Source organism: Streptomyces sp. Rer75 (assembly GCF_013414305.1).
Taxonomy (GTDB): Bacteria; Actinomycetota; Actinomycetes; order Streptomycetales; family Streptomycetaceae; genus Streptomyces; species Streptomyces himastatinicus.
Genome location: NZ_CP058693.1, coordinates 8,905,762 through 8,924,120 on the forward strand (window position 1 = coordinate 8,905,762; position 18,359 = coordinate 8,924,120).

An 18,359-nucleotide genomic window follows, 5' to 3' on the forward strand; every position below is an offset into this window, starting at 1 on the left:
GCGCAAGCTGAACGGGCCCCTGCGCAAGCTGAACGCCCCTGAGAAAAGGGTCCCCGCGCGACCATCGCGCGGGGACCCTTTTCCGTGAACGCGGCAGAGCGGCGGCCCTCACTCCGGGCTGGGGGCGGGCGCGGGCCCGGCCTTCGCGGGGGCGGCCGCCGCCGGAGCGGCGGCGGGAGTCGCGACGTGGCGCATGAGCCATGCGGCGCCCGCCGCGCCCGCCAGCATGACGGCCCCGGCAACCACGGCGCTGATGTTCATGCCGCGGGTGAACGCCTCCCCGGCGACCTGGAGGAGCGGTTCGCTCGCGCGGTCGGGCAGATGCTTCGCCACCTCCGCGGCGCCACCGAGCGAGCCCTCGGCGGCCTCGGCGGCCTCGTGCGGAAGTCCTGACGTCGCGTCGGACACATCGCGGGTGTAGATGGCGGAACCGATGCTGCCCAGGATCGCCACCCCCAGCGCCCCGCCGAGCTGGTTGCTGGTCTCCGGCAGTGCCGAGGCCGCACCCACGCGCTCCGGTGGCGCCGCGGAGACGATCAGGTCGGCGGTCAGGGGGATCGCCATGCCCACCCCGCCCGAGATGATCGTCGCACCGATCACCGCGACGGCCAGGCTCGAATCGGCGCGCAGCTGTGTCATGACGGCGAATCCGGCCGTGGCGATGACCAAGCCGGCACCGATGATGTAGCCGGGGCGGATCGACTTGGCCAGCACGGCGGCCACCGATGTCGTCACCGCCACCGCCAGCGGGGCGGGCAGGGTCCACAATCCGGCCTTCAACGGGCTCAGCCCGTAGACCAGTTGGATCCACTGGGTGGAGAACAGCAGGAAGCCGACCATCGCGAACAGGGCCACCAGATTGACGCCGATGGACGCGCTGAACCCCCGGTCGCGGAACAGGCTCAGGTCGATCAGCGGATTGGCGGCCGAGCGCTGGCGGAGGAAGAACAGCACGCCGACGACGACCCCGGCGGCCGTGATGGCCGCGTACTTCCAGGCGAAGCCGTCGTCGGCGAGTTCCTTGATGCCGTAGATGACGGGAAGCACGGTGCCCAGCGACAGCGCGGCGCCGAGAAGGTCGAAGCGGCCCGGCCGCGGCGCGCGGTACTCCGGCAGCAGCAGCGGGCCCAGCAGCAGGATCACGGCCATGACCGGGATGTTGATCAGGAAGACCGAGCCCCACCAGAACTTCTCCAGCAGGAGCCCCGACACGATCGGCCCCAGCGCGGCACCGCCGGAGAGGCCCGCCGTCCAGATCGCGATCGCGGTACGGCGCTCGGTGGGATCGTGGAACATGTTGCGGATCAGCGCGAGCGTGGACGGCGCGAGCACGGCCCCGGCGATGCCCAGGACGGCCCGTGCGGCGATCAGGAGTTCGGCGCTGCCCGCGTAGGCGGCGGCCAGGGACGAGGCGCCGAACACCACGGCGCCCAGCATGAGCAGCAGCCGGCGGCCGATGTGGTCGCCGAGGGTGCCCATGGTGATGAGCAGCCCGGCGAGCATGAACGCGTAGATGTCCACGATCCATAACTGCTGCGTGGCGCTCGGTTCCAGGGACGCGCTGAGGAACGGCAGCGCGAAGTACAGGACGGTCATGTCCATCGACATCAGAAGGACCGGGATGACGAGGACGGCGAGGCCGATCCAGTCCTTCCGGCTTGCTCGTTGGGGGCTCAGGGGCTCACTCATGGCCGCGACTATAGATTTGTATAAGTAAACTGTCTAGGACGCTTGTCTAAGACAGATCTCAGGGCGGTGCGATTAGACTTCTTCGCATGGGACACCGAGAGGACCTGCTGGTCGGGGCGAAGCGCTGCCTGTACGAGAAGGGGTACGCCCGTACCACCGCGCGGGACATCGTCGAGGCGTCCGGCACCAACCTGGCCTCGATCGGCTACCACTACGGCACCAAGGAAGCCCTGCTCAACGCCGCGATCATGGAGGCGCTGGAGGAGTGGGCCCAGGAGCTGAAGCGGGCCGTGGCCGATGTGGGGGACCTGCCCGACGATCCGATCGGGCGGTTCGAGCGCGCCTGGACGCGCGTGATCGAGCTGTTCGAGCGGCACCGCCCGGTGTGGGCCGCCCAGTTCGAGGCGATCTCCCAGATCGAGCACGTGCCCGAGGTCCGCAGCTTCATCGTCGACGCGCAGCAGCAGGCCCAGAAGGGGCTGGTCGAACTCCTCCTGGGCGACGAGGAGTTGCCCCCGCACACCCGGGACGCGGTCGGGCAGTTCTACCACGCGCTGCTCAGCGGCGTGATGATGCAATGGGTGATCGACCCCGAGCACGCCTCGACGGGCGCGTCGCTCGCCGAGGCGCTGCGGACGGTCGTGGAGGACGCCCGCCGCTTCGGGTCGGGGATGGCCGTCTGAGCACGGATCAGCCCGGACCAGCTCGGATGAGCCCGGATCAGGGGCGGCCGTCCGACATCGCGGCCGCCTCGCGGGCCAGCAGCCCCCGGTCGACCTTGTGGTTGGCGTTCAGCGGGAACTCCGCCACGTGCCGGAACACCTTGGGCACCATGGGCTCGGGCAGATGCGCGGACAGCTCGCGGCGCAGCGCCACCGGGTGCACACGGTCGCCGGTGTAGTAGAGGACGAGTTCCAGCCCGCCGTCCGGCGCCGGGCGGGTCACGGTGGCGGCGTTCTGCACGCCCGCACACCGCCGTACGACATGGTCCACCTCGGCCAGTTCGACCCGGAAGCCCTGGATCTGCACCTGGTTGTCCAGGCGGCCGAGGTACACCAGCTCGCCGTCGTCCAGCCGCCGCACCCGGTCGCCCGTCCGGTACCAGCGGCGGCCGTCGCGCTCCAGGAACCGGCCCTCGTTGTCCGCGGGGTCCAGATAGCCGGGGGTCATCTGCGGCCCGGTGATGCACAGTTCGCCCTCGACCGCGGACTCGGTGTCCCCGTCGAGCAGCACGTGGTCATGGCCGGGGTGCACCGCGCCGATCGGGACGACGCCGTTCACCGCCCGGCTCGGTGAGGTGTCCGGCGACCAGCGGTGGCCGGTGATGGTGACGGTCAGCTCGGTCGGCCCGTAGAGGTTCTCGATCCGCGAGTTCGGCGCGGCGGCCTGCCAGGCGGCGGCGTCGTCGCACAGCAGCGCCTCGCCCGCGAAGAAGCTCCACCGCAGCGTGGGCATGGCCCCGGGCGTCAGCCCGCCCATCCGCCGGATGAACGACGTGCCGCTCGGGGTGGAGAACCACACGGTCATCCGCCGCTCGGCGAGGAACCCCGGCAAGTCCCGGTGGGCCGCGGGCGGAATGGCGTGCACCGGTGCCCCGCGGCCCCAGGCGCAGAACAGCTCGAACATCGCGCAGTCGAAGTTGAGGCCCACGTTCTGGCAGAACACATCGCCGGGCCCGAAGTCGTAGCGCCGGTCCAGCAGGGTGAAGTAGTGGTCGTTGGCGCCGTGGGTCATCGGTACGCCCTTGGGGCGGCCCGTCGATCCCGAGGTGAACAGGACGTACGCGATGTCGGACGGCCGGACGGCCACCGGCGCGTCCAGCGGGGGAGCGGTGGCGGCGTCGTCCAGGACGGGCAGGTCGTCCAGTTCGGTTTCGGCGAGCGCGGCCCGGCCGATGGGATCGGCGATGACCGTCGAGACACCTGCCGCGGTGAGCATGCGCCGGGTGCGCTCGGCGGGGAACCGCGGATTGAGCGGCACGATGGTGGCGCCCGAGTACAGCGCCGCCAGGATTCCCACGTACGCGGTCAGACTCTTGTCCGCCAGCACGGCGACGGTGTGCGGCCCCTCCGGGGACCGGGCGCGCAGCGCCCCCGCCCGGCGCAGCGCCAGTTCGTGCATCGCCTCGTACGTCAGGATCTCGTCGTCCACACGGATCGCGGCGCGGCCGGGCGACAGCGCCAGACCGCGCAGAAACCGTTCGTGCAGACCGTGTCCGGGGACCGGTGTCTCGATCATTTCCTTCCTCCGGGAAGAGAAAAGGGGTGGATAGGGGTGACGGCCCGCGGGACGCAGGGCTTAGGTTGGCGGCGACGCCGACTATTCGGCAGTCGACTATTCGGTAAGGGCCGGGAAAAACAGGGGAGCGCGCATGTGGGACGAGTCTTTCGGGGAACTGCTCCGCAAACACCTTCCTTTGCTGGAATCGGGGGACGAACTCACCGCGGACCTGAGCCTGCGTGACTTCGGCCTCGATTCCATGGGAATGGTCTCGCTGCTGTCGTCGCTGGAGGACATGTACGGCGTCCGTTTCGTCGACGACGCGCTCAACGACGACAACTTCGCCACCCCCGAGACGCTGTGGAAAGCCCTGGCGGCCATGCGCTGACCCGCCTTCCGTCCGCTGCTGCGCCGTCCGTCCGCTTATGCGATCGCGCTGCGTCGGCGCGGTCGCATGGCCGTCTCCGGCCGCACCGCCACCACCTCGAACGCCTCGGTCATGACGTCCACCCGGCCCCACAGCCCGTCCTGCCCGGTGACGTGCACCCGCCGGGCGCCCAGCCCCTTCAGCGTGTCGACGACGGACGGCCAGCGCACCGTGCGGGTCACCGCGTCCAGCAGCAGCGTCCGCACCCCCGCGCCCGTCCGCACCAGCGACCCGTCGTGGTCGGACACCACGGGGATCTCGGGGTCGCGGAACGGGACGGCCGCGGCGACCTCCGCCTCGATCTCCTCCCGCAGCGCGCCGAACAGGGCCGAGTGCATCGGCGGCCGCATGACGTACAGCGGCAGGCCGCCCACCGCCTTGAGCCGCCGCTGGAGCCAGTCCACCATCTCCTCGCGCACCGACAGCATGTGGAAGTCGCGGTCGACGTGGCAGGCCACCTCGTTCCACTCGCCGCGCGCGTCCAGCTCGGCGCGGATCTCGGCCAGCTGGTCGGGCGGGACGCGGGCGAACGACTGGGCGACGAGGTCGCGGTGCTCGCGCGCGAAGTACGCGTCCACCAGGCGGCCCTGCTCCGCGGTCATCGCCACGGCCTCGGCGAACGGCAGCGCCCCGGCGAACACCGCCGCCGCCGTGCCGCCGAAGCTGGCCCCGGCGCACGCCACCGGCGTCACCTCGTGCTCGGCGACCGTCCATTCGGCCAGCGCCAGACAGGAGACGAGGAAGGCGATCCGGGCCGGTTCGGGGAACGCGCCCTGGTCGCCGCGGGCCTCGGCCTCCCGGTACCGGTCGATCAGCGAATAGCCAAGGGCCCGGTCCGCCTCGGCGACGAGCCGGCGCGCCACCGGATGGACCGCCAGGAACCGCGCCGAGTCGGCGAACCGCGTCGGGCCGATTCCAGGAAAGACAATCGCCGACATATTCTCGCTCTCCCTTTTGTCACGCTCGTCGCGTGTGCATTCTGAAAGCCCAAAGATTCGATCTATTGTTTCCGGCCAGTCTTGTTGGCCCCCGGTACCGGCATAACCCCTAACGCCCCCTAGTTCAGGGGTGGGTGGGCGAGAGTTCTTGTGGGCCGTAAAAGCGCCCTGTTAGAAACAGCCTGGCATTTGCTGAGAAGGCCCGAATCGGAAGGGTGGCGCATGAGCCCGAATGGAGCGCGTCCAGCCCGGGCGCACGCATCGGTGGACAACCTGCGGACCTATCTGCTGGCCGCCGCCCGGAAGGGCCCCGACCGGCCCGCCGTGATCCAGGCCGCGGCGGACGGCGGTCTGGAGACGGTCAGCTACGGCGAACTCCAGGAGCGCACCGACCGCTGCGCCGAGGCGCTCGACGCGCTCGGCCTCGACGTCGGCGACCGCGTCATCCTGGAGTCCGACACCGATGCGGACGCCATCGCCACCCTGCTCGCCTGCGCCACGCTGGGGCTGCCGTTCACCCCGGTCAGCCCCGAGACCCCGGACGAACGGCTCCTGACGATCATCGACAGCGCCGAGCCCGCGCTGTACCTCCAGTCCACGGGCGGACAGCGCACCGGCATCCCCGAGACGGTCGGCACCGCCCGGTTCGGCCCGGACGGACTCACCGTGGAGCGGCCGCCCGCGCCGCGCGTCCGCCGCCGCCGCGTCGTCACGCCCCTCGACACCGCGTACATCACCTTCACCTCGGGCACGACGGGCCGGCCCAAGGGCGTGGTCATGAGCCACCGCGGGGTCATCGCGTTCCTGCGCGGTGCGGAGGCCGCCGAGCTGATCACGTCCGAGGACCGCGTGGCGGGCACCGCGCCGCTCCAGTTCGACTTCGCGCTGTTCGACATCGGGTTCGCCCTCAGCCACGGCGCCGCGCTGGTGCCCGTACCGCGCGACCGGCTCAACTGGCCCCGCCGCTTCCTGTCGTTCCTGCGCGACACCGGGACCACCCAGGTCGACGCCGTCCCCTCGGCGTGGCGTCCGGTGCTGCGCCACGAGCCGGAGCTGCTGGCCGAGCTGGGTGAGCACGGTGTGCTGCGGCGCATCGCGTTCTCCGGGGAGGACTTCCCCCTGGAGGAGCTGCGCGCCCTCCAGGAGCTGTTGCCGAAGGTCCGCTTCACCAACGGCTACGGCGCCACCGAGACCATGGCCGCGTCCATCACCGAAGTGCCCAACCCGCTGCCGCCCGGCACCGAATGCCTGTCGATCGGCTACGCGGTGGCGGGCGCGGAGATGATGCTCATCGGGCCCGACGGCCGTCCCGTGGACGAGCCCGGAGTGCTCGGCGAGATCTATCTGCGCAGCCCGTCGCTGTTCTCCGGGTACTGGAACGACCCGGAGGCCACCCGCGCCGTCGTCGTCCCCGACCCGCTCGACCCCAGGTCGGGGCAGCGGGTGTTCAAGACCGGCGACCTGGCCACCATGGGGGCCGACGGCGAGCTGTACTTCCACGGCCGCGCCGACTCCCAGGTGCAGATCCGCGGCAACCGCGTCGAACTGGGCGAGGTGGAGCGCCGCATCGGCCAGTTCACCGGCGTCACCGGCGCGGTCGCGATGCTCCTGCCGCGCGCGGACGGCGACCCGGTGCTGCACGCGTTCGTCACCCGCGCGCCCGGCGGCCCCGCGCCGGACGCCAAGGAGGTGGTCGCGTTCTGCCGCGCCGCCCTGCCCGCCTACATGATCCCGCAGGGCGTGCACGTGGTGGACGAGTTCCCGCTGACCGTCAACGGCAAGGTCGACCGCGCCGCCCTGACCGCCCTCGCGGCGTCCTGACCGCCCCTGACCGCCCTGATCGTCCTGATCGCCTCCCTGCCTCTTCTTCGTTGCGGAGTATGCACATGACCGAGCAGTCACAGGCCGCGATGCTGGAACTGGTGCTGGCGCAGGCCGCTGCCGTGCTGCGGGCCGCCGACCCCGACGCCTACGGGGACGGGCCCACCGACGTGGCGGCCGACCGCCCGTTCCTGGCGGAGGGCCTGGACTCGCTCGGCCTGGTCCAGCTGCACCGGCGGCTCACTGCCGAACTGGGGGTGGAACTGCCGGTCACCATCGGCTTCGACCACCCGACGCCCGCCGCCCTCGCCCGCCACCTGGTGGCCGTGGTGCACGGCACCACCGAGCCGGAACACCACCACGAGCCCGCGGCACCCACCCCACCCGGGGTGTCCGACGAGCCGATCGCCATCGTCGGGATCGGCTGCCGCTACCCCGGCGGGGTGACCTCGCCCGAGGATCTGTGGCGGATCCTGGCCGACGGCACCCACGTGCTCACCGACTTCCCCGCCGACCGCGGCTGGGACCTCGACCGCCTCTACGACCCGGACCCGTCCGCCACCGGCACCAGCTATGTGCGGCGCGGCGGATTCCTGCCGGACGCCGCCGACTTCGACGCGGACTTCTTCCAGATCAACCCCAAAGAGGCGCTCGCCATGGACCCCCAGCAGCGGCTGCTGCTGGAGACCTCCTGGGAGGCGCTGGAGCGCGCGGGCATCGACCCGGGGCGGCTGCGCGGCACCTCGTCGGGCGTGTTCATCGGCGTGGAGCCGCACGAGTACGGGCCCCGGACCCACGAGGCCCCGGACGGACTCGACGGCTATGTGCTGGGCGGCAGCCTGCCCAGCGTCGTGTCCGGCCGCGTGGCCTACACGCTCGGCCTCGAAGGGCCCACGCTCACCGTCGACACCGCGTGCTCGGGCTCGCTCACCGCCCTCCACCTGGCCGTACGCTCCCTCCAGCGCGCGGAGTGCGGGCTGGCGCTGGCGGGTGGCGTCACCGTCATCTCCAGCCCCGGAACGTTCACCACGTTCAGCCGTCAGCGCGGGCTGGCCCCGGACGGACGCATCAAGGCGTTCGGCGCGGCCGCGGACGGCACCTCCTTCGCCGAGGGCGCGGGCGTGTTCGTCCTGGCCCGCCTCACGGACGCGCTGCGCGACGGACACCCGGTGCTGGCCGTGATCCGCGGCACCGCCATCAACCAGGACGGCGCGAGCAACGGCCTCGCCGCACCCAACGGCCTCGCCCAGCAGCGCGTCATCCGCCAGGCGCTCGCCGACGCGGGCCTCGCACCCGGCGAGGTCGACGCGGTCGAGGCGCACGGCACCGGCACCACCCTCGGCGACCCCATCGAGGGCCGGGCCCTGGTCGCCGCCTACGGAAGCGGACGCTCGGCCGACCACCCCCTGTGGCTGGGGTCGGTGAAGTCCAACATCGGGCACACCGGCGCGGCGGCGGGGGCCGCCGGGGTCATCAAGATGGTCCAGGCGATGCGGAACCGTACGCTGCCCCGCACCCTGCACGTGGACGAGCCGACCCCGCACGTCGACTGGTCGGACGGCACCGTCCGGCTCCTCACCGAGCCCGTCCCGTGGGAGACCGCGGACACCCCGCGCCGGGCCGGGATCTCCTCGTTCGGCGCGAGCGGCACCAACGCCCACGTCATCATCGAAGAGCCGCCGGCACCCGCCCGGGACACCCCCGAGCCCCCCGCGGCCGACCGCCCCGTCCCCGTCGTCCTCTCCGCTCAGGGAGAGGACGCCCTGCGCGCCCAGGCCACCCGCCTCCTGACGGTCGTGGACGGGACATCGCCGCTGGACATCGCGTACTCGACCGCCACCACACGTGCCGCGCTGCGCCACCGCGCCACCGTCGTCGCCACCGACCGCGACCATCTGCGCCGCGCCCTGACCGCCCTCGCCGAGGGCACGACCGCGCCCGGACTGCTCACCGGAACGACACGGGCGACGGGCCGGACCGCGTTCCTGTTCACCGGGCAGGGCAGCCAGCGCGTCGGCATGGGACGCGAACTGGTGCGGGCCTTCCCGGTGTTCGCGCAGGCGCTTCAGGAGGCCGCCGACCACCTCGACCTCCACCTCGACGAACCCCTGGGCGAGGTGCTGTTCGCCGAGTCCGGCTCGCCGCTGGCCGAACTCCTCCACCACACCCGGTACGCGCAGGCCGCGCTCTTCGCCGTCGAGACCGCCCTGTTCCGGCTGCTGGAGTCGTGGGGCGTCACCCCCGGTCTCGTCGCCGGACACTCCATCGGCGAGATCGCCGCCGCGCACGCCGCCGGGGCCATGACGCTGGCGGACGCGGCCCTGCTGGTCGGGGCGCGCGGCACGCTGATGGACGAACTTCCCCGCGGCGGCGCGATGGTGGCCGTCCAGGCGGAAGAGGCGGAGGTGGTCCCGTATCTGACCGAGCGGGTGGGCCTCGCCGCCGTCAACGGCCCGGCCGCGGTGGTGCTGTCCGGTGAGGCCGACGCCGTCCTGGCGGTGGCCGCCCGCTTCGCCGAGCAGGGCCGCAAGACGCGACGGCTGCGCGTCTCGCACGCGTTCCACTCGCCGCTGATGGACCCGATGCTGGAGGACTTCCGCCGGGTCGCCGAGACCCTGACGTACGCGCCGCCGAGCATCCCCCTGGTGTCCACCCTGACCGGGGAGGCCGTCACCGCGTTCGACGCCGACTACTGGGTGCGCCACGTGCGCGAGCCCGTGCGGTTCGCCAACGGCATGCACCGGCTGGAGGCGAACGGTGTCACCACCTACCTGGAGCTGGGCCCCGATGCCGTGCTGTCGGCGATGGGGCGCGACTGCCTCGCCGACGGCGGCCCCGACACCGCGTTCGTCGCGCTGCTGCGCGACGGGCACGACGAGGAGCGCCAGGCCGTCACCGCGCTCGGTACGGCGCATGCGCACGGCGTCGCCGTCGACTGGGACCGCTTCTTCGCGGGCCGCGGCGCCCGCCGGACCGCGCTGCCCACCTACGCGTTCCAGCGCAAGCGGTACTGGCTCGACGCCGGGAGCGGCCCGGGCACCATCGGGCATCCGCTGCTGGACACCGCCGTCAGCCTCGCGGGCGTCGACGGGCTGGTCCTGACGGGCCTGCTGTCCACCCGGTCGCAGCCCTGGCTGGCCGACCACGTCATCGCCGGTGTCGTCCTCGTCCCCGGCACCGCCCTGGTCGAGCTGGCCGTGCGCGCCGGGGACGAGGCGGGCTGCGGCGTGGTGGAGGAACTCACCCTGGAGACGCCGCTGTCGCTGACCGGGGATGCGGCGGCGGAGGTCCAGGTCGTCGTCGGCGCCCCCGACGCGGCGGGCCGCCGTACCGTCGAGATCTACTCGCGCCCCGCGCGCAGCGAGGAGAGCTGGACCCGGCACGCCAGCGGCGTGCTGGCCGAACACGGCGGGGGCCCGGCCGCCGACGGCGCCGTGTTCGCCCAGTGGCCACCGGCCGACGCCGAGCCCATCGACGTCGACGGTCTCTACGAGCGGCAGGCCGCGCAGGGGTACGGCTACGGGCCCGCGTTCCAGGGCGTGCGCGCCGCGTGGCGGCGCGGGGACGAGGTGTTCGCCGAAGTCGCCATCGACGAAGCGGGCGCCGACCGGTTCGGGCTGCATCCGGCGCTGCTGGACGCCAGCCTGCACGCCGCAGAAGGGCCGGAGGACGACGGCCAGGTGCGGCTCCCGTTCGCCTGGCTCGGCCTCGAACTGCATGCCGCCGGCGCCACCGCCGTACGTGTCCACCTTGTCCGCACGGCGGCGGACGAGGTCGCGGTCGAGCTGGCCGACACCACCGGCGCCCCGGTGGCCACCGTCCGGTCGCTCGTCCAGCGGCCCGTGCCGCTGAACGGGGTGCTGTCCGCGACGCGGGACGGCGCGCTGCTGCGCGTCGAATGGACCGAGATCCAGGCCCCGCCGGAGCCGGACGCCGCGGCCGGGGAATTCCACTTGGCGCATGTGCCCGCCACCTTCCCCGGCGCCCCCGCCGAGGCCGCGCGGGAAGCCACGCTGTACGCCCTGAAGCTCATCGAGGACGCGCTGCGCGACGACACCCGGCTGGCGATCGTCACCCGTGAGGCGCCGGGCGATCTGACGCTCGCGCCCCTGTGGGCACTGGTGCGCTCCGCCCAGGCCGAGAACCCCGGACGGTTCGTCCTCGTTGGCACCGACCGCGACGTACCCGAACGCGAGATACGCGCCGCCCTGGCCGCCGGGGAACCCCAACTCGCCCTGCGCGATGGCACGTTGCTCGTACCGCGCCTGGCGCGTACGCCGCTGCCGGACGCCCCGTGCCCCGTCGCCTGGGACCTGGGCGGCACGGTGCTGATCACCGGCGGCACCGGAGGGCTGGGCGGCCTGGTCGCCCGCCACCTCGTCCGCCGGTACGGGGTGAAGCACCTGCTGCTCACCGGGCGGCGCGGCCCGGACGGCCCCGGCGCGGCCGAACTCGCCGCCGAACTGGTCGCGTTGGGCGCAGAGGTGACCGTGGCCGCGTGCGATGTGGCCGACCGCGCCGCCCTGGCGGCACTGCTGGAGGCGATCCCCGACGAGCATCCGCTGACGGCCGTCGTCCACACCGCCGGGGTCATCGACGACGGGCTGGCCGGATCGCTCACCCCCGAGCAGGTCCGCACCGTCTTCCACGGCAAGGCGGACGGCGCCTGGCATCTGCACGAGCTGACCCGGGACCGTCCGCTGGCCGCGTTCGTGCTGTTCTCGTCCGCGGCCGGGACCCTGGAGTCCGCCGGGCAGGGCAACTACGCCGCCGCCAACGCCTTCCTCGACGCGCTCGCCGAACACCGGGCCGCCCATGGCCTCCCGGCCACGTCCCTGGCGTGGAACCTCTGGGCGGGCGACGCGGGCATGGGCGCCCGGCTGGACGAGGTGACCCTCCGCCGCGCCGCACGGTCCGGCCTTCCCGCCCTCGGCTCCGAGGAGAACCTCGCCCTCTTCGACCAGGCCCTCACCTCCGGCGTACCGGCCCTGGTGCCGCTGCGCCTCGACGTCCCCGCGCTCCGGGCCCGCCCCGACGGCATCCCGCCCATGCTGCGCGGCCTGGTCCGCACCCCCGCCCGGCGTGCCGCCGCCACCACGGTCGGCGGCGCTCCCGGCGGGGCGCTGGCCGACCGGCTGGCCGGGAAACCCGACGCCGAACGGGCCCGCATCGTCCTCGACCTGGTCCGCGCGCAGATCGCCGCCGTCCTCGGCCACGACAGCGGCACCGCCATCGACCCCCGCCGCGCCTTCACCGAGCTGGGCTTCGACTCCCTGGCCGCCGTCGAGCTGCGCAACGCGCTCGGCGAGGCCACCGGACTCCGGCTCACCTCCACCCTGATCTTCGACCACCCGACCCCGAGCGCCCTGGCCGACCACGTGCTCGACAAGGTGCGCGGCGCCGCACCCGCCACCGCGCCGGCGCGGACCACCGTACGGGCCGCGGCGGACGAGCCCATCGCGATCGTGGCGATGGCCTGCCGCTATCCCGGCGGCGTCACCTCCCCCGAGGAGCTGTGGCGGCTCGTCGCCGACGGCACCGACGCGATCGCCGAATTCCCCGAGGACCGGGGCTGGAACATCGAGGAGATCTACCACCCCGAGCCCGGCAGACACGGCACCACCTCCACCCGCGAGGGCGGCTTCCTCTACGACGCCGCCGAGTTCGACCCCGCGTTCTTCGGCATCAGTCCGAAGGAGGCCCAGGCGATGGACCCGCAGCACCGCCTGCTGCTGGAAACCGCGTGGGAGACGCTGGAGCGCGGCGGCATCGACCCGCTGTCCCTGAAGGGCAGCGCCACCGGTGTGTTCGCCGGGGTCATGTACCACGACTGGGCGCCCCCTTCCGGCTCCGTTCCCGAAGACCTCGCGGGCTTCACCGCGGGCGGCGGCCTCGGCAGCGTCGCGTCCGGCCGCATCGCGTACACCCTCGGACTCCAGGGCCCGGCGGTCACCATCGACACCGCCTGCTCCTCCTCCCTGGTGGCGATGCACTGGGCGATGCAGGCGCTGCGGCAGGGCGAGTGCACGCTCGCGCTGGCCGGTGGCGTCACCGTGATGGCCACGCCCGAGACGTTCATCGGGATGAGCCTTCAGCGGGGACTCGCCGCCGACGGCCGCTGCAAGGCGTACGGCGCGTCCGCCGACGGCACCGGCTGGGGCGAGGGCGCCGGACTGCTGCTGCTGGAACGCCTGTCGGACGCGCGCCGCGCCGGACACCCGGTGCTCGCGGTGGTCCGCGGTTCCGCCGTCAACCAGGACGGCGCGTCCAACGGCCTGTCCGCGCCCAACGGCCCCGCGCAAGCGCGGGTGATCCGGCAGGCCGTGGCCTCCGCGGGCCTGACCCCCGCCGACATCGACGCCGTCGAGGGCCACGGCACCGGCACCACCCTCGGCGACCCGATCGAGGCCCAGGCGCTGATGGCCACGTACGGGCAGGAGCGGGGCGCGGACGGCGAACCGCTGTGGCTGGGGTCGGTCAAGTCCAACCTGGGACACACCCAGGCCGCCGCCGGGGTCGCCGGTGTGATCAAGATGGTGATGGCGATGCGGCACGGGGTGCTGCCCCGCACCCTGCACGCCGACACCCCCTCCCCGCACATCGACTGGACCGAGGGTGCCGTCGAACTGCTCACCGAGGCGAGGGAGTGGCAGGTGGCCGGCCGCCCGCGGCGCGCCGCGGTGTCCTCGTTCGGCGTCAGCGGCACCAACGCCCATGTGGTGCTGGAGGAGGCGCCGCCGCCCGGCCCCCGCGAACCGCGCGGCGAGCGGCCCGCGGCCGTGCCGCTGACCGTGTCGGGGGCGTCCGCGGAGGCCCTGCGCGCCCAGGCCGCGCGGATCGCCGCCCACCTGCGCGACCACGGCGACATCGACCACGACGCCACCGGTGATGTACTCGACGTCGCCGCCTCGCTCGCCCGTGGCCGCGCCGCCCTGGAACACCGGGCCGTGATCGTGGACGGCGACCGCGACGGACTGCTCGCCGGGCTCGACGCGCTGGCGGCGGGGAAGACCCCCGCCTCCGTCGTCCAGGGCGTGCAGCGCGGCGACCCGCGCGCCGTGTTCGTCTTCCCCGGGCAGGGCTCGCAGTGGCCCGGCATGGGCGTGGAACTGCTGGAGCACTCACCGGCCTTCGCGACCCGCCTCGGCGAATGCGCCAAGGCCCTCGAACCGTACGTCGAGTGGGATCTGCTCGACGTGCTGCGCGGCGCGCCCGGCGCACCGCCCCTGGAGGCCGTCGACGTCGTCCAGCCCGCGCTGTGGGCGGTGATGGTGTCGCTGGCCGAGGCGTGGCGCGCCGCGGGGGTCGAACCGGCCGCCGTCGTCGGCCACTCCCAGGGCGAGATCGCCGCCGCCTGCGTCGCCGGTGCGCTGTCGCTGGAGGACGGCGCGCGCGTGGTCGCCCTGCGCAGCCGCATCATCCGCCAGGACCTGGCGGGCCGGGGCGGCATGATGTCGGTGGCCCTGTCCGCCGACCGTACGTCCGGGCACCTGGCCGACTGGGACGGCCGCCTCCAGCTCGCGGTCATCAACGGGCCCGGCTCCGTCGTCGTGTGCGGCGATCCGCAGGCCCTGGACGAGCTGCGGGACCGGATGGACGCCGAGGGCGTCCAGACCCGCCGTATCCGCGTGGACTACGCGTCCCACTCGGTGTTCGTGGAGGAGATCCGCGACCGGCTGCTCACCGAGCTGACCGGCCTGACCCCGCGCACCTCGGACGTCCCGTTCTACTCCACCGTCACCGCGGGGCAGTTGGACACCGCGGGCCTGGACGCCGCGTACTGGTACACCAATCTGCGGCAGACCGTCCGCTTCGAGGAGACGACGCGGGCGCTGCTCGCCGACGGCTTCGAGATCTTCGTGGAGGCCAGCCCGCACCCGGGCCTGCTGGCCGGGCTCGGTGAGACCGCCGATTCGGCCGGGGTGGCCGCCACCCTCGTCGGCACCCTGCGCCGCGACGCGGGCGGCCCGCGCGAGTTCCTCACCTCGCTGGCCGAGGCGTACGTACGGGGCGCCACCGTCGACTGGGAGACCCAGTTCGCCGGAACCGGAGCCCGCCGCGTCGACCTGCCCACCTACCCCTTCCAGCGCAAGCGGTACTGGCTGCCCCCGCAAGCCGATCACACCGGCGACGCGCGGGGCGTCGGCCAGCTGCCCGCCGACCACCCGCTGCTGGGCGCGGCGGTGCCGGTAGCCGGGGCTGGGGGAGTGCTGCTCACCGGGCGGCTGTCGCGCTCCGCCCAGCCGTGGCTCGCCGACCACGCCGTCGGCGACACCGTCCTGTTCCCCGGCTCCGGCTTCGTCGAACTGGCCGTCCGCGCCGGTGACGAGGTGGGCCGGGGACGCGTGGAGGAGCTGACGATCGAGACGCCCCTCGCCCTCCCGGCGCGCGGTGGCGTGGCGATCCAGGTCGTCGTCGGCGCCGACCTTCGTAGCGTGTCGATCCACTCCCGGCCCGATGACGCCCCCGCCGACACCGCCTGGACCCGCCACGCGCAGGGCACGCTCGCCGACGCCGCACCGGAACCGGCGCCCGACCCCGCGCCGTGGCCGCCACCGGGCGCCGAACCCGTCGACCTCACCGGCTTCTACGAGCCGCCCTCCGCCGACGGCCCGGTCTACGGGCCTACGTTCCAGGGCATGCGCGCCGCCTGGCGGTCCGGCGACGAGGTGTACGCGGACATCGCGCTGCCCGAGCAGGCTGCCGCCGAGGCCGCGCGGTTCGGGCTGCACCCGGCCGCGCTCGACGCCGCGTTGCACGCCACCGCCCTGCTCGCCACCGACGACGGGCGGGTCACCCTCCCGTTCGCCTGGACGCGGGTCGACCTGCACGCCTCGGGAGCCGCAGCGCTCAGGCTGCGGATGACCCGGCTGGGCGAGGACGAGGTGGCGCTGCGCCTCACCGACACCGCGGGCCGCGCCATCGCGTCCGTCGACTCGCTCGTCCTGCGGCCGATGGCCACCGGCCACCAGCTGGGCGCGTCCCATGACGCGCTGTACGAACTCGCCTGGGCGCCCGCCGCGTTGGGCGAGTCCGCCCCTTCGCGGACGGTCGTGCACCGCTGCGCGGGCGGCACGACCGCCGAGGCCGTGCACACCGAGACCGCGGCGACGCTGGGCGTCCTCCGGTCCTGGCTGGAGGCGGAACGGGACGACGACGCCACGCTGGTGGTCGTCACCCGGGGCGCCGTGTCGATGGACGGCGAGGACGTCACCGATCTCGCCGGGGCCGCGGTCTGGGGGCTGGTCCGCAGCGCCCAGACGGAGAACCCGGGCCGCATCGTCCTCCTCGACCTGGACCCCACCGACCCCTCCGACTCCTTGGACACCGAGCCCGATCTCGGTGCGGCGGTGGCCACCGGCGAAGCGCAGCTCGCCCTGCGCTCCGGCACCCTCCACCGGCCGCGCCTGGCCCGCGTGGCCGCCGACCAACGCGGCGCCCCCGCCACCGTCTTCGGCGACCGGCCCGGCACCGTGCTGATCACCGGCGGCACCGGCACCCTGGGCGGTCTGGTCGCCCGCCACCTGGTCACCGCCCACGGCGTCACCGACCTGCTGCTCACCAGCCGCCGCGGCCCCGCCGCACCCGGCGCCGACGCTCTGGCCGCCGACCTCACCGCGCTCGGTGCCCGCGTCGAGGTGGCCGCCTGCGACGCCGCCGACCGCGACGCCCTGGCGGCCGTGCTGGCGGGCCGTACCCTCGCCGGAGTCGTGCACACCGCGGGCGTCCTCGACGACGGGATCATCTCCTCGCTGACACCGGAGAAGATGGCCACGGTCCTGCGCCCCAAGGTCGACGCGGCGCTCAACCTCCACGAACTCACCGCCGGCCAGGACCTCTCGGCGTTCGTACTGTTCTCGTCCGCCGCGGGCGTCACCGGAGGCGCCGGGCAGGGCAACTACGCCGCCGCCAACACCTTCCTCGACGGCCTCGCCGCACACCGCCGTGCCCGCGGGCTTCCCGCACAGTCGCTGGCCTGGGGGCTGTGGGAGGAGGCCAGCGGCATGACCGGCGCGCTGGACACCGCCGACCTGGCGGGCATGCGCCGCGACGGCGTCCTGCCCATCGCCTCCGACGAGGGCATGGCGCTGCTGGACGCCGCCGGGGCGCTCGACCGGGCGTTCCTGGCGCCCGTACGGCTCGACCTGACCGGGCAGCGCCGCTCCGATGTGCCGTATCTGATGCGTGACCTGGTACGCGGCCCGGCCCGCCGCGCCGTCGACCCCGCCGCGTCCCCCACCGAACCCGCCGAGAACCTGCGCGACCGGCTGGCCCGGCTGACGGCCGCCCGCCGGGAACAGGCGCTGCTCGACGTCGTCCGCACCCAGGCCGCCGCCACCCTCGGCTTCGCCGACGCCGACGAGGTCGACGCCGAACGGTCGTTCCGCGACATGGGCTTCGACTCCCTCGCCGCCGTGCGGTTCCGCAACGCCCTCGGCGAGGCCGTCGGGGAACGCCTGTCCGCGACGCTCGTCTTCGACCACCCGACCGCGCTCGTCCTCACCCGCCACCTGCTGGACGAACTGGGCCTGAGCGAGCCGGAATCCACACCGGAATCCACCCCGGAGGCGGAGCCGGGCCAGGGCGCGCAGGATCTGGAGGACCGCACCGCGGCCATCCAGAACATGAGCCTGGCCGAACTCCTCCGCACCGCGCAACGATCAGGAGATCCGACATGACCCGGTTGCTCGACGACATCGACCAGCGCGTCTACCCCACCGACGAGGAACTGCTGCACCGCGTGCTCAACCCCTACCGGGCCAAGCGGTGCGAATACCTCACCTCGGCCGCGGTCACGGTGGCGGGCGACCCCCTCGACGGCGGACGGCTCGGCGCCACCTGCACCTTCCTGATCCCCGAGTCCTGCTACATCGACGACACCGGACACTTCAACTCGGTCGAGTTCAACATCTGCTTCAACCAGATGGCCTACTACCTGATGGCCAAGTCGGTGAAGGAATCGCTGGTCGAACCCTTCTCCCGGTGGACGCTGGAGCAGTTCTGGACCCGGCAGCTCGCGGACGTGTTCATCACCGACTTCAAGAGCACCTTCCGCACCGCCATGCGCGGCCGCCACTTCCGCGGTGAGATCGAGATCGCCGACATCGCCGAATGGGACGCCACCGATCTGCGCGACGCCCTGGTGATCCTGCGCAGCCGCTGCCGCTACTGGGACGAGCAGGGCGGCGAAAGCCACGGCGAGATCGCCGCCGCCATCACCAACCCGCCCGAAAACTGACCCGCCCGGCCCCGCGGAGGAAGCG

General features: G+C 73.5%; 8 protein-coding genes. 5 read left to right on the forward strand and 3 right to left on the reverse strand.

Features of this window, described 5'->3' with window-relative positions; translation table 11 throughout:
- Positions 1-108 precede the first annotated feature (108 nt).
- The gene (locus HYQ63_RS38035) at positions 109-1,689 is read right to left on the reverse strand and encodes an MFS transporter (RefSeq protein ID WP_179938222.1); all 1,581 of its coding nucleotides are present in this window, start codon (positions 1,687-1,689) and stop codon (positions 109-111) included.
- An 86-nt stretch (positions 1,690-1,775) separates the two neighbouring features.
- Between HYQ63_RS38035 and HYQ63_RS38040 the strand changes: the two genes are divergently transcribed.
- Positions 1,776-2,372, forward strand: coding sequence for a TetR/AcrR family transcriptional regulator (locus HYQ63_RS38040; protein ID WP_179938223.1), 597 nt, complete (start codon positions 1,776-1,778; stop codon positions 2,370-2,372).
- Positions 2,373-2,409: 37 nt separating this feature from the next.
- Here the strand turns inward: HYQ63_RS38040 and HYQ63_RS38045 are convergent, their stop codons facing one another.
- Positions 2,410-3,927, reverse strand: coding sequence for an AMP-binding protein (locus HYQ63_RS38045; protein ID WP_179938224.1), 1,518 nt, complete (start codon positions 3,925-3,927; stop codon positions 2,410-2,412).
- Positions 3,928-4,060: 133 nt separating this feature from the next.
- On the opposite strand from HYQ63_RS38045, the gene HYQ63_RS38050 reads away from it, so the two are divergent.
- Positions 4,061-4,297 carry an acyl carrier protein gene (locus HYQ63_RS38050; RefSeq protein ID WP_123107321.1) on the forward strand — a complete coding sequence of 79 codons (237 nt, stop codon included), beginning with the start codon at positions 4,061-4,063 and terminating at the stop codon, positions 4,295-4,297.
- A gap of 35 nt (positions 4,298-4,332) precedes the next feature.
- On the opposite strand, the gene HYQ63_RS38055 is transcribed toward HYQ63_RS38050, so the two are convergent.
- Positions 4,333-5,274 (reverse strand): ACP S-malonyltransferase, encoded by a 942-nt coding sequence (locus HYQ63_RS38055; protein ID WP_179938225.1) that lies wholly within the window; start codon positions 5,272-5,274, stop codon positions 4,333-4,335.
- Between the two features lie 222 nt (positions 5,275-5,496).
- Here HYQ63_RS38055 and HYQ63_RS38060 point away from each other — a divergent pair, with 222 nt between their 5' ends.
- The 3 genes from HYQ63_RS38060 to HYQ63_RS38105 all read left to right on the forward strand — a co-directional run bounded on the left by HYQ63_RS38060 (position 5,497) and on the right by HYQ63_RS38105 (position 18,334).
- A complete protein-coding gene (locus tag HYQ63_RS38060; RefSeq protein WP_179938226.1) occupies positions 5,497-7,095 on the forward strand; it encodes an AMP-binding protein in 1,599 nt (532 codons plus the stop codon).
- A gap of 65 nt (positions 7,096-7,160) precedes the next feature.
- The gene (locus HYQ63_RS45280; protein WP_257232409.1) at positions 7,161-17,774 is read left to right on the forward strand and encodes a type I polyketide synthase; all 10,614 of its coding nucleotides are present in this window, start codon (positions 7,161-7,163) and stop codon (positions 17,772-17,774) included.
- Positions 17,771-18,334 carry an FcoT family thioesterase gene (locus HYQ63_RS38105; protein WP_179938227.1) on the forward strand — a complete coding sequence of 188 codons (564 nt, stop codon included), beginning with the start codon at positions 17,771-17,773 and terminating at the stop codon, positions 18,332-18,334. Before HYQ63_RS45280 ends, HYQ63_RS38105 begins: the two co-directional genes overlap by 4 nt.
- Positions 18,335-18,359: the final 25 nt, after the last annotated feature.

Coding starts and splice junctions, on each gene's coding strand:
- HYQ63_RS38035 (WP_179938222.1), bottom strand. CDS start 1,689: ATGAGTGAGCCCCTGAGCCCCCAACGAGCAAGCCGGAAGGACTGGATC.
- HYQ63_RS38040 (WP_179938223.1), top strand. CDS start 1,776: ATGGGACACCGAGAGGACCTGCTGGTCGGGGCGAAGCGCTGCCTGTAC.
- HYQ63_RS38045 (WP_179938224.1), bottom strand. CDS start 3,927: ATGATCGAGACACCGGTCCCCGGACACGGTCTGCACGAACGGTTTCTG.
- HYQ63_RS38050 (WP_123107321.1), top strand. CDS start 4,061: ATGTGGGACGAGTCTTTCGGGGAACTGCTCCGCAAACACCTTCCTTTG.
- HYQ63_RS38055 (WP_179938225.1), bottom strand. CDS start 5,274: ATGTCGGCGATTGTCTTTCCTGGAATCGGCCCGACGCGGTTCGCCGAC.
- HYQ63_RS38060 (WP_179938226.1), top strand. CDS start 5,497: ATGAGCCCGAATGGAGCGCGTCCAGCCCGGGCGCACGCATCGGTGGAC.
- HYQ63_RS45280 (WP_257232409.1), top strand. CDS start 7,161: ATGACCGAGCAGTCACAGGCCGCGATGCTGGAACTGGTGCTGGCGCAG.
- HYQ63_RS38105 (WP_179938227.1), top strand. CDS start 17,771: ATGACCCGGTTGCTCGACGACATCGACCAGCGCGTCTACCCCACCGAC.